Genomic DNA, 12,517 nt, shown 5'->3' with positions numbered 1-12,517 from the left:
GTGATTGATGTTGACAAGTTTATTCATAAACGAAATAAATTATTATTGTGTAATTCATTAAATAATACACCTGTATTACATATTTTATTATGTTTTGATAATAATTATGCGCTATCGGCAGGTGTCGACGTTATCTCTGTTATTGAAAATAACAAAAACCAGCAGATTCATTTTCATCTTTTTACACATAATATTTCAAAAGAGAATAGAAAAAAATTTGCAGATATTAAATCAGGTGATGTTTCTATCACCGAATATGTCATTAATGATCAGTTTAAAATAGATTCCAGAAATACTGAACAGTTTCCTATTTCAGCTTGTGTTCGATTAATTGCGCCGATAATTTTAAAAGATGTTACTGAAAGGTTGCTTTATATTGATAGTGATACACTCTGTATTCAAAATTTAGCATTTATTTATAATACTAATTTAGATTCAGCAGTCGTTGCCGCTGTTGCTGATGCCCCCTATATGCAAGAGTCCCAATGTGCTAAATATCACGTAATGTTTGGTACGTATTTCAATTCAGGAGTTATGTTAATTAATATTCCACTTTGGTGTCAGGAAGATATTACAACTAAAACGCTAACGCTATTAAATAGTGGTGAAAAATATCAATATCCAGATCAAGACGTATTAAATATTGCAATAGGTGAAAAAAGAATCATATTAGCAAAAAAATATAATAATCTACTAGCGTTATCAATAAATGGTAATGAAGATTCGAAAGTTCCAGACGATACAGTATTAATTCATTATATTACTAAAAATAAACCTTGGCATCAGCCTTATCGTTCAAGATTATTCGATTTTTATTTGCAAAAATCGCCATGGAAAAATGATGAACTGCCTTTATATAGTTGTAAAAAAACATCTTCAATACGAGCCTATTCTCGATTAATGTTTAAACAGAAAAAATATTTATTGGGAATTAAGCATTATTTAATTTATTTGAAAACCAAACTGGCAAAATAAATTTATTATTGATTATTTAGCTTTTTAAGCGTTGAACACTATCTATTTTTAATGGGTAATGTTCAAAATAAAAAACAACCGTATTCGTCTTAAAATATACCTATATATCTTTTTCTCTTTGTTACTGGTATAGTACGGCAATTATTTGCATTGTTAATTATTCAATTCAGCAATAATAAATTCACCTCATTTTGGAAATGAGTCATTATATTTTCATAACGTTTTATTTTTCTTAGAATATATTTTCTTAATTTTATTGGTGTGTTGAACTTAGCTTTTTATTGGGTATATTTAAGTGATTGATGATTTTGCAGAGGATGGTTTACTTGCTAAGGCTATAGAGGGGTTTGTGGCAAGAGAGCCACAACGCAATATGGCAAGTAAAGTCTCTGAATCAATAAAAAAACAGCATTCTCTTGTGGTTGAAGCAGGAACAGGGACGGGTAAAACTTTTGCTTATTTAGTACCCGCACTGCGTAGTGATAAAAAAGTAATACTTTCAACTGGCTCTAAAAATTTACAGGAACAGTTATTCAGCAAAGACTTACCAATAATAAAAAAAGCATTAAATTACACAGGCAAAATAGCTCTACTTAAAGGTCGAGCTAATTATCTTTGTTTAGAAAGAATGTATCATCAATATGCAGCAGCAGGTGACCTTGATAAGCAGTTACGCGCTGATTTAGCGCGTGTTAAAAATTGGTCGATTAAAACCAAAGACGGGGATATTAGCAAATGCACAACTGTCACAGAAGATAATTCTATTTGGCCAATATTAACAAGCACAAATGATAATTGTTTAGGAAGTGATTGTGAACATTATAGTGATTGTTATGTTGTCAAAGCGCGCAAACGAGCTTTAAATGCAGATATTGTTGTGGTTAACCATCATTTGTTTTTAGCTGATGTCGTGGTAAAAGATACTGGTTTTGGTGAACTAATTCCTAAAGCAGATGTTATGATTTTTGACGAGGCTCATCAATTACCCGATCTTGCTTGTCACTATTTTGGAGAACAGCTAACCAGCCGTCAACTTTTTGATCTAGCAAAAGAAATTAATTTAGTTTATCGTACTGAAGTCAAAGATATGTCTCAGCTACAGCAATGTGCTGATAAACTACAAAAGTGTACGCAAGACTTGCGAATTGTTATTAGTCAACAGCCACCAAAAGGTAATTTACGGTTTTTATTTAACCAAGAAGCGGTTAAAAAAGAGATTTCTTATCTTGTCGATGCACTAGATTTTTGTCACGAAGTTTTGTTATTAGCCGTTGGACGTTCGACAACGTTAGACAACTGTCTTGAACGCATTAAGCAATATACTATGCTTTTAAAGCGATTACAGCAAACCAATATAACAGGTTTTAGTTACTGGTATGAAAGTAGCTATAACTCCTTTATCTTTGCTTTAACACCGCTGTCTGTGGCTGATAAATTTACAGAATTACTTACTGAACGTAAAGGTAGTTGGATTTTTACGTCTGCAACGTTATCGGTTGATAATCAATTAGATTATTTTACTAAACGTTTAGGGCTAACTAATGCTGATTCGCTAATATTAGAAAGCCCATTTGATTATATTAATCAGACGATTTTGTGTGTTCCACGTTATATTCCATCACCAAACGAACAAGGCAACGCTGAAAAATTAGCCAATATTTTATTGCCCGTTATTGAAGCTAATAATGGACGTTGTTTCTTTTTGTGTACCTCATACGCAATGATGAATGCACTGGCTAAACAGTTTCGAGAATTAACCAAATTACCCGTACTCGTGCAAGGCGAAACCAGTAAAGTTAAATTGCTTGAACAGTTTATTCATACTGGCAATGCGTTACTTATTGCTACCAGCAGCTTTTGGGAAGGGATTGATGTTAGAGGTGATACACTCTCATGTGTTATTATAGATAAATTGCCGTTTACCTCGCCTGATGATCCGTTAATTAAAGCTCGTATGGAAGATTGTCAAATGCAGGGAGGGGATGCATTTAATGATGTACAATTGCCGGAAGCTGTTATCACCTTAAAACAAGGTGTAGGGCGATTGATTCGTCATCACAATGATCGTGGTGCAGTTATTATTTGTGATAATCGTTTAGTAATGCGACCCTATGGTGCAACATTTATTAATAGCTTACCGTCGTCACCAAGAACACGGGATATAAAGAAAGTTATAAGCTTTTTAACAACTAAAAGCTAAATGATAATAGATAAAATATTTTGGAAAAAACATGAGTACTATTTTAGCCATTGATACCTCAACAGAAGCTTGTTCGGCAGCTTTACTCTACCGTAACGAAATCACTCACGATTTTATTGTATCGGCACGTGATCATACGAAACAAATATTACCGATGGTTGACAGACTTCTTAAACAATCAGACTGTTCACTTACGCAAGTTGATGCAATCGCTTTTGGACAAGGTCCGGGTAGTTTTACAGGGGTTAGAATTGGTATTGGCGTGGCTCAAGGTTTAGCATTAGGTATTGATAAACCCATGATAGGTGTATCAACATTAATGACTTTGGCGCAGGGTGTTTATCGAACAACACAAGCAACAAGTGTTATTGCCACAATTGATGCTAGAATGAATGAGGTTTATTTAGGTCAATATCATTATGTTAACGAACAATGGCAAGCGGTTATTGCTGAGTGTGTTATTAGGCCTGAAAAAGTAATCGAAACGGTGAAGCATATTAGTCAAGATGATTATTGTGCAGGTACGGGTTGGCAAACTTATCCTGATATGATTAATGGAGTAAAACAAAGCGACATCTTATTACCTCATGCCCAAGATCTTGTTGTTCTTGCTAAGAATAAATGGCAAAAGAATGAACTTGTGAATGTTGAAGATGTTGAGCCAACTTATTTACGTAATGAAGTGACTTGGAAAAAGTTACCAGGAAGATAAAATAAAAAAGCCACTTAAAGGTGGCTTTTAGCAAAAAATTGCGTGTTATTTATTCTTTAAAAAGTCCTAAATGCGCTTTTGCATAGGCTTCAAAATCAGTACAGCCACCGATTGGCTTTTCATCAATAAAGATTTGTGGTACCGTCTCAACAGGTTTACCTACGCTTTTAGAAAGATCTTCTTTAGTAATACCTTCAGCATTTATATCCACATAACGATAAGAAAAATCATCACGCTCTTGAGATAGTTTTTCGGCTAACTCTTTAGCACGAACACAATAAGGACAACCTTGACGTCCAAAAATTACAGTATACATTTGTCACCTCGAATAAGTTATTTTTACTATATCATTACTATACGTTACTTTTAATTAAAAAAAAGTTGTTAAATATAGTTAATTAAATAGATTATATCTATTGATGATACACTTTAAAAGCTAATCAGGCTTTATATATCAAAACTTGCAATTGGTTGCTTATTTTTTCACAATTTAGATTGACTATTAAAAGCATCACACACCATAAAAGGCAACTTATTGATCCTTTTTAACTCAATAAAAGAGAATTTATTGGTATAAAAAATGTTCAGGAAAGGTGTTGATTTTATTGAAGTTTTTTTGATGGTTTTAGTAGGTATTTATAAAGCTTAATCGGTCTTTTACAAAGATTAAATAAATAGTATAGGTTAATTCTGATTTATGTATTTTTTCAATTAGAGCATACGTTCAACTTTATTATATTTATTTCCTGATAGACGTTATAATCATCATTAATTAAATAGCTGGATATGAATATGTTAAAAAGATTATTATTGATTACTTTATTACTGCCTATCATTGCATTTGCTGCAAAAAAAGAGTGTGCGGTTAAACCTAGCTATGATATTACCATCAATAAAGAAAGCGTGCATATTTTTAATAAAAAAGATGATTTAACTATCATGCAAAATGGTAATGTGGTTTTAAATAACAGATCAATTTCACCCAACCCATCATTACAAAAAAAACTAGTCTATTTTCAACAAGATTTACGCCAACAATTACCACTGTTAGAGCAGCAGTCGTTAAATTTATTGTTAGAAGTTAAAATAACTTTTGAACAGGCAATAAAAAATCACCTTAGCAATGATAGTGAACTAAAAAGTGAATTAAACAAATTATATAAACGTTTAGTTAAGTTGCTACATGGCTCAATTAGTACCGAAAATGGCAATACGCAGTTTTCTTACCAAAACTTCAATAATCTAAAAAAAGATGGAGAAGATATTGGTCAACACATTTTTTATAATGTCGTGGGTGGCAGTATTTTACATTTGAATTTTTTCAAAAATTTAAGCGCAATCAAGACTATTTCTAAAAATGAGTGGAAAGCGCAAAAACCGAAATTAAAGGCGTTTGATGCTCATATTTGTTCGGTTATTACCGATATCGATGGGCAATATGAGCAAATATTAACGCAACTTAAACAATCCATTCACAAGTAAATAGACATTAATAAAAACTTTTGCGAAAATGACGCCTTTACTATGATAGCTAAACGGAAACTTATGCTTATGAGTGCACAAATAATTGATGGTAAGGCGTTATCGCAACAAATTCGTAATGACATTGCCAGCAAAGTCAACAAGCGTGTTGAAAGTGGCTTATCTGTTCCTGGACTTGCTGTTATACAAGTAGGTTCAGATCCTGCATCAAAAATCTATGTCAAAAATAAGCAAAAGGCGTGCGACGATGTTGGTTTTGTTTCTTTTGCTTATGATTTCCCATCGGCTACTACCGATGAGTTGTTAGCATTAATTGATGAACTCAATCAACGTCCAGATGTGCATGGTATTTTAGTGCAACTCCCTTTGCCTGATAATATTGACAAAACCAAGGTTCTTGAACATATTGAACCAAGTAAAGACGTTGATGGTTTTCATCCTTACAATATTGGGCACTTATTACAACGTGACCCTATTTTGCGACCATGTACACCATATGGTGTAGTTAAAATGCTTGAATCAACAGGTATTAATCTATCAGGTTTAAATGCCACAGTGGTTGGGGCATCTAGCATTGTTGGTCGTCCTATGGCGTTAGAGCTATTATTATTAGGCTGCACAACCACCATTACTCATAGCCGTACGGTTGATTTAGCAAAACATGTTAGCAATGCCGATATTGTTGTTGCAGGAGTCGGTATTCCTAACTATGTTAAAGGGGAATGGATTAAACCTGGGGCAATTGTTATTGATGTTGGTATTAATCGCTTGCCTGATGGTAAACTTGTTGGTGATGTTGAGTTTGATGTTGCCGTTAATCGAGCTGGTTGGATAACCCCAGTTCCTGGTGGTGTTGGTCCTATGACTGTTGCTATGTTGATGAGTAACACGCTTGAAGCTTGTGAAAAGTTTAGCAAGTAACTAAAATTAATGTAGTTAAAATTAATGTAATCTCATTGTTTGGAATTTATCTATTTACGTTAAATTAAAGAAGAGAGTAAGGAATTTTTTATGATTATATTTCACACTAATCTAGGTGATATTAAAATCGAAACTTTTGATGACAAAGCGCCAGAAACAGTTAAAAATTTTGTTGAATATTGCAAAGACGGTTTTTATAACAATACTATCTTTCATCGTGTTATTAATAATTTCATGATTCAAGGCGGCGGTTTTGAACCCGGTATGAAGCAGAAAAAAACCAAATCTCCTATTAAAAATGAAGCTGATAACGGTTTAAAGAATGATCGCGGTACTTTAGCCATGGCTCGTACATCTGATCCACATTCTGCAACAGCTCAATTTTTTATCAATGTAGTAGATAATGATTATCTTAACTTCCGTTCTGCTGATGTTAATGGTTATGGCTATTGCGTTTTTGCACAAGTTGTAGACGGTCTTGATGTGGTTGATAAAATTAAAGCCGTTAAAACAGGACGCAGTGGTATGCATTCAGATGTCCCTATGGAAGATATTGTTATTACGAGTGTAACGGTTGAATAATCCTGTTCGTTATTTTATCGCTGATATTCATCTAGCCGATAATGAGCCTGCTTTTGGTTATAGTGATATAACCGCAGGCTTTTTGTCTTTTCTAAATGCACTACCTGACAATTGTGAGCTTTACATTTTAGGCGATCTATTTGATTACTGGGTTGGTGATGATATAAAAACAAATTTACATTACCAGGTTGCACAAGCGCTACAATCTTTATCAAAACGTAATATCAAAAAATATTTTGTTCATGGTAATCGTGATTTTTTGTTGAGCAAAAAGTATGCTCAGCAGTGTGATATGACCTTATTACCAGAGGTTAATTGTTTACCTAATCAAGAAACAAATGTTGTTTTTTTACATGGCGATTTACTGTGCACTGATGATCTTCAATATCAAAAATTCCGAAAAGTGATGCATAATAAATGGTTACAAAAACTATTTTTATTTTTGCCACTGTTTATTCGACTTAAAATTGCCACTAAGTTAAGGAAAAAAAGTAGTCAGCATAATCAAATTAAATCTGAATCTATTATGGATGTAAATCAACAAGCGGTAGTTGATATGTTGATGGCGCATAATGCCGATATTATGATTCATGGCCATACACACAAACCAGCAACTCACCACTTTCAAATAAATGGTCGCCCAGTAACTCGCCTAGTCCTTGGCGCATGGCATGATGGGGTGACATATGTTAAACAAGCGCAAAATAGCGATCTTTTCGAACTTTATAACCACTCTTTTAAATAATTACTTTGCAAAATTTGGCTGGTTTTACCAAACTCAATAGGCTTTCCTTGCTCTAAAATGACGACATTGTTAGCAATTTGTTTAACTTCATTAATATTATGCGTAACATAAATAATAGGTATATTTAATTCGTTAGCTAATTTATTAATATAGGTTAATAGTTCTTTCTTTCTTGGCATATCAAGTGCAGAAAGTGGTTCGTCCATCAATAGCAGTAAAGGATCTGTTAATAGTGCTCGACCAATTGCTACGCGATGTTTTTCACCACCTGATAGCATAGCTGGATAACGATTTAATAGTGGGCGAATATTAAGCACATTTACGATTTCGTCAAACCTTGACGATTCGATATTTTTAGCTCCATAAGTCAAATTTTTAGTCACTGTATAATGGGGAAAGAGTAATGCATCTTGAAAAACGGTACCAATTTGGCGGTTTTCTGGCGCAACAAAAAGGTGTTTATCACAATCAACTAGTGGCCTGTTATTTAGTTCGATATAACCGTGGTCTGGTTTAATTAATCCATTAATAAGATTGATTAGGGTTGATTTACCCGATCCCGAAACACCTAAAATAGCAGTAATACCTTGACAATCAATATTATGATTGAATTGGAACGAAAACGAAGCAAGCTGTTTGCTAACCTGTATCTTTAACATAATTTATTGTCCAGCAAGTTTATTTTTATGCCACCGATTTAATAATTCAGATAAAAATAGTGCAATTAGCGATAACATGATAGAAATAATACAAAGCCGTAATGCACCTTGTTCGCCATCGGGAATTTGTAACATTGTGTACATGGCAAGCGGTAGCGTACGGGTTTCACCTTGAATATTTGATACAAACGTAATTGTGGCACCAAATTCCCCTAAGCAACGAGCAAAACCTAGCACTATTCCCATTAAAACCCCCGGAAAGGCTAAGGGTAACGTGATTGTCATAAATACTCGCCATCGACAAGCACCAAGGGTTCTAGCCACATTTTCAAGACGTATATCAATTGACTCAATGGCTAAACGAATTGAGCGTACCGTGAGTGGAAAGGCGACCACAGCCGAAGCTAAAGCAGCACCTTGCCAATTAAAACCAAAGCTGATATTTAAGTAGTGATTTAACCACTCACCAATTACACCGTGTCGCCCCATGGTGATTAGTAATAAATAGCCTAAAACTACTGGTGGTAAAACAAGAGGAAGATGTACAATACTGTCAAATAGCGATTTACCCCAAAATTGACAGCGTGCTAATATCCAAGCTGTTAAAATACCAATGGGTAAACTAAACCCAATTGCAGCAAAGGCTATTTTTAAACTAAGTAGCAAGGTTTGCCATTCAAATTCGTTTAATAACATAATTGTTTTAATGACATAGTTGTATTGTATTATTTCACCAGCGTAAACTACTTAATTATAAAACCATATTTTTCAAAAATAGCTTTTGCTTGCGGTGAATTTAAATATTGATAAAAATCGTTCGCTTTTAAGTTTAATAACGTGATTGGGTATTCAATCGATTTGAATGTATTTGCAGGAAACGTTCCAACAATTTTTACTTTATCACTTACTTTGGCATCAGTACTGTAGACAATACCAAGCGCTGCTTCGTTACGTTCTACTAACATCAAAGCATCACGCACATTACTTGCTGGGGCAAATTGCGGTGATAATTTGTCGAATACGCCTAAGTTGGTGAGTGATTCTTTTGCATAGAGCCCAGCAGGCACATGATCAGGATCACCAATAGCAATCCTTTCACCTTTAGGTAGAATCGCCTGCCAATTGGTATTGCTATTAATTAAAACGTTACCTACTTGCGAATTTTTGGGTGCAATAAGAACTAATGCATTTTTCAATAGATCTTGTTTGTTTTTAACAATATTATGCTCAATTAAGTAAGTCATCCATTTTTGATCGGCTGACATAAAAATATCTACGGGGGCCCCTTGTTCAATTTGTTTAGCTAATATTGATGAGGATGCAAATGAAAACACAATGTCGGCATCTTTATGTTCCCTTTTATAACTTGTTGCGATATCTTGCATTGCATTTGTTAATGATGCGGCGGCAAATACTGTGATTTTTTCAACTGCCACTTTTTCAACTGCCGATGCTGAATATGTCATCGCCATTATGACGATAGTAGTGATAATTCCAATAATTTTTTTCATTCTTTTCCTCACAATCAAAAGTCGTTATTAATTTGAGTCGTCAATGATATTTATTTGTTTTTAAAAGTATATTTTTATTTTTTAGCAGAATGCTTAATTATCGTTATATAAAATAATACATATCGATGTTAGCAAAATTTATCCACAAAGTACAATTAAACTGATGAGGTAGAATGATCAATAAGATTTTTAACAAGTTTTGAAGAATGCTAAAAAGCGTCTACAATGATTAATCGTCTTTGTTCTAATTGGATAGTGGTCATTTGTGGTGCTAAATTATGTTTTCTCCTGAAATTTTATTAACGTTAAATATACATCAGCAGTTATTTACTGATCCAAGGCGCATTGCGTTGTTAAAAGCAATCGATCAAACAGGCTCATTAAGTCAGGCTGCTAAGCAAGTGGGTATTAGCTATAAAACGGCATGGGATGCTACCAATGAAATTAACAAACTAGCACCTAACCCTTTTTTAATTACCGAAATTGGCGGTAAAAAAGGAGGAGGGACTAAGTTAAGTGATTACGCCATTAGGTTTATACAACTTTATGAGTTATTAACTCAGTTACAACAACATGCTTTTAATATTCTTAGGGATGATAAAGTACCATTAGACGATATATTAAAAGCAACAGCTAAATTATCATTGCAAACCAGTGCTCGCAATCAATTATATGGTAGCGTTAAACAAATAGAAAGCAATGGTGTTGCAGGCTTTGTAACGGTTCAACTAGATGATAGCCAAACCCAATTAAAGGTCTATATTACTCAACCAAGTGTGCAACGATTAAAATTAAGCCCAGATAAAACTGTTATTTTATTAATCAAGGCACCATTGATTGAATTAAATGATACCCATGAAAATCGTTTATTGATGAAAGTTGAAAATATAACAACTGATGGTGATTGGAGTGATATTACCTTTTCATTACCTTCTGGAATCATGATTTACGCCAGCAGAGAAACTCGTGAAATTGAACAATGCGCATTAACCGAAGGTAAGCAAATTACACTTTCTATTGATCCGCAAAATATTATTATCGCTACTTTAGTTTAGTATTTTATTAAGATGAGGTATTCATGTTACAAATAGAAAATGCGGTTTATAAAATCAGTGACTATAAGGTTTTTAGTATTGAAAAACTAGAAGTTTATCAAGGTGGCAATTTAGCGTGCATTGGTCGCAATGGTAGCGGTAAATCTATGTTAGTTAAAGCATTATCTGGCGAGCTTACACTATTGTCAGGTAGGGTAGACAATCAATTTAAATCAACCGCTTATATTTCATTTGAGCAGTTACAGAAACTAATTGATGATGAGTGGAAGCGGAATAATACTGATATGCTAAGTGAAGGTGAAAATGATATAGGATTAACCACTGAGCAAATCATTCAAGAAAACAGTTTTAATCAAGTGCTTTGTCAACAATTAGCAAACCAATTTGGTATCGGTCATTTATTAACTAGACGATTTAAATATCTTTCAACAGGTGAAACACGCAAAACCTTAATCTGTCGAGTTTTGATGCAACAACCCGATTTGCTGATATTAGATGAGCCCTTTGATGGCTTAGATGTTGCATCGCGTGAAAATTTAGCCGAAGTTCTTGCTGATCTTGCTAAGCAAGATATCACGGTTATTCTTGTTTTAAATCGTTTTAATGAAATTCCTAGCTTTATCAAAAATATTGGTATATTAGCGGATTGTCAACTATTGAAAATTGATACAAAAGACACAATATTGAATGATATAACAGTCAAGCAATTGGTCAATTTGGAAAATATACCCAATACGCCATTACCTGAAGCCGATGAACCACCAATTCAATTAACTGATGAATTAGATCGTATCATATTAAATAATGGTTATGTTCATTACGATGATAAAGCCATTATTAATGGGTTAACTTGGCAAGTCAAAGCCAAGCAAAATTGGCAAATTGTCGGGCCTAATGGTGCAGGTAAATCGACGTTATTAAGTTTAATAACCGGTGATCATCCGCAAGGATATTGCAATGATCTTATTTTATTTGGTCGTAAACGTGGATCAGGTGAAACAATTTGGGATATTAAACGCCATATTGGTTATGTCAGTAGCAGTTTACATTTAGATTATCGCGTTAATGCGAGCGTTAAAACCGTGTTATTGTCTGGTTATTTTGATTCGATTGGTGTATATCAAACCACCAGCGATAAACAAACTAAATTGGCTGATGAATGGTTAAAGTTGTTAGGTTTACAAGCACAGGCTGATAAACCTTTTCAATCACTTTCTTGGGGACAACAACGTTTAGTATTGATAGCTAGAGCTTTGGTTAAACATCCAACATTGCTTATTTTAGATGAACCTTTACAAGGCCTCGATCATCTTAATCGGGAATTAGTAAAATGTTGGATAGATCGCTTAATTAGTGAAGGTCATACGCAGTTGTTATTTGTGTCTCATCATGCAGAAGATGCGCCAAAATGTATCACTCACCGATTAACTTTTGTTCTAGACTTTGATGATAGCTATCAATATCAATTTGAACAGTTAAGCTAAGCAATTAGTTATACCTATTGAAAGTGATATTAAAAATAGGAATAACAATCCAAAAAAAAGGGATTTTTTTTTGAAAATTTGTCTTGATAATTGAAAAAAGTTTATAAAAAAGGTACTTATGAAGTTATCCCCGTTGCCTGTGGATAACTCTGTTAATAGTTTATTGAAAAAAACGCTAACCTCAGTAACTA

Annotated in this window: 13 protein-coding genes; 9 read left to right on the top strand and 4 right to left on the bottom strand. The window is 33.7% G+C overall.

The genetic code is table 11. From position 1 onward, the window contains the following. The 3 genes from GQ596_RS02170 to tsaB all read left to right on the top strand — a co-directional run bounded on the left by GQ596_RS02170 (position 1) and on the right by tsaB (position 3,887). Positions 1 to 975 (top strand): glycosyltransferase, encoded by a 975-nt coding sequence (locus GQ596_RS02170; RefSeq protein ID WP_160400045.1) that lies wholly within the window; start codon positions 1 to 3, stop codon positions 973 to 975. Positions 976 to 1,270: 295 nt separating this feature from the next. After that, positions 1,271 to 3,175 (top strand): ATP-dependent DNA helicase, encoded by a 1,905-nt coding sequence (locus GQ596_RS11225; protein ID WP_160400044.1) that lies wholly within the window; start codon positions 1,271 to 1,273, stop codon positions 3,173 to 3,175. 31 nt (positions 3,176 to 3,206) lie between these two features. Beyond that, positions 3,207 to 3,887, top strand: coding sequence for a tRNA (adenosine(37)-N6)-threonylcarbamoyltransferase complex dimerization subunit type 1 TsaB (gene tsaB / locus GQ596_RS02160; RefSeq protein ID WP_160400043.1), 681 nt, complete (start codon positions 3,207 to 3,209; stop codon positions 3,885 to 3,887). Between the two features lie 49 nt (positions 3,888 to 3,936). Here tsaB and GQ596_RS02155 read toward each other — a convergent pair whose 3' ends face one another. After that, entirely contained in the window at positions 3,937 to 4,203 is a 267-nt protein-coding gene (locus tag GQ596_RS02155) for a GrxA family glutaredoxin (protein WP_091119919.1), read from the bottom strand. A 476-nt stretch (positions 4,204 to 4,679) separates the two neighbouring features. Here GQ596_RS02155 and GQ596_RS02150 point away from each other — a divergent pair, with 476 nt between their 5' ends. The 4 genes from GQ596_RS02150 to GQ596_RS02135 all read left to right on the top strand — a co-directional run bounded on the left by GQ596_RS02150 (position 4,680) and on the right by GQ596_RS02135 (position 7,617). Further along, positions 4,680 to 5,369, top strand: coding sequence for a DUF2884 family protein (locus GQ596_RS02150; RefSeq protein ID WP_160400042.1), 690 nt, complete (start codon positions 4,680 to 4,682; stop codon positions 5,367 to 5,369). A gap of 69 nt (positions 5,370 to 5,438) precedes the next feature. Beyond that, positions 5,439 to 6,290 (top strand): bifunctional methylenetetrahydrofolate dehydrogenase/methenyltetrahydrofolate cyclohydrolase FolD, encoded by an 852-nt coding sequence (gene folD, locus GQ596_RS02145; protein ID WP_160400041.1) that lies wholly within the window; start codon positions 5,439 to 5,441, stop codon positions 6,288 to 6,290. A 90-nt stretch (positions 6,291 to 6,380) separates the two neighbouring features. Beyond that, positions 6,381 to 6,872, top strand: coding sequence for a peptidylprolyl isomerase B (ppiB, locus tag GQ596_RS02140; RefSeq protein WP_160400040.1), 492 nt, complete (start codon positions 6,381 to 6,383; stop codon positions 6,870 to 6,872). Next, positions 6,865 to 7,617: a UDP-2,3-diacylglucosamine diphosphatase gene (locus GQ596_RS02135; RefSeq protein WP_160400039.1), complete on the top strand. Its 753-nt coding sequence runs from the start codon at positions 6,865 to 6,867 to the stop codon at positions 7,615 to 7,617. Before ppiB ends, GQ596_RS02135 begins: the two co-directional genes overlap by 8 nt. Here GQ596_RS02135 and modC read toward each other — a convergent pair. Genes modC through modA form a run of 3 tightly spaced genes read right to left on the bottom strand, consistent with a single transcriptional unit; the run spans position 7,596 to position 9,787 of the window. Next, positions 7,596 to 8,276: a molybdenum ABC transporter ATP-binding protein gene (gene modC / locus GQ596_RS02130; protein ID WP_160400038.1), complete on the bottom strand. Its 681-nt coding sequence runs from the start codon at positions 8,274 to 8,276 to the stop codon at positions 7,596 to 7,598. The genes GQ596_RS02135 and modC overlap by 22 nt on opposite strands. Before the next feature lie 3 nt (positions 8,277 to 8,279). Then, on the bottom strand, positions 8,280 to 8,972 hold the full coding sequence (gene modB / locus GQ596_RS02125; protein WP_160400037.1) for a molybdate ABC transporter permease subunit: 693 nt from the start codon (positions 8,970 to 8,972) through the stop codon (positions 8,280 to 8,282). Between the two features lie 47 nt (positions 8,973 to 9,019). Further along, complete coding sequence (gene modA, locus GQ596_RS02120; protein WP_160400036.1) at positions 9,020 to 9,787, bottom strand: molybdate ABC transporter substrate-binding protein; 768 nt, start codon at positions 9,785 to 9,787, stop codon at positions 9,020 to 9,022. A 278-nt stretch (positions 9,788 to 10,065) separates the two neighbouring features. On the opposite strand from modA, the gene GQ596_RS02115 reads away from it, so the two are divergent. Both GQ596_RS02115 and modF read left to right on the top strand, forming a co-directional pair. Next, positions 10,066 to 10,842 (top strand): TOBE domain-containing protein, encoded by a 777-nt coding sequence (locus GQ596_RS02115; protein WP_160400035.1) that lies wholly within the window; start codon positions 10,066 to 10,068, stop codon positions 10,840 to 10,842. A 23-nt stretch (positions 10,843 to 10,865) separates the two neighbouring features. Further along, entirely contained in the window at positions 10,866 to 12,326 is a 1,461-nt protein-coding gene (modF, locus tag GQ596_RS02110) for a molybdate ABC transporter ATP-binding protein ModF (RefSeq protein WP_160400034.1), read from the top strand. Positions 12,327 to 12,517: the final 191 nt, after the last annotated feature.

The organism is Gilliamella sp. Pra-s60 (genome assembly GCF_009795755.1).
Lineage (GTDB): Bacteria > Pseudomonadota > Gammaproteobacteria > Enterobacterales > Orbaceae > Gilliamella.
This window is presented reverse-complemented; position numbering and strand designations above follow the sequence as displayed.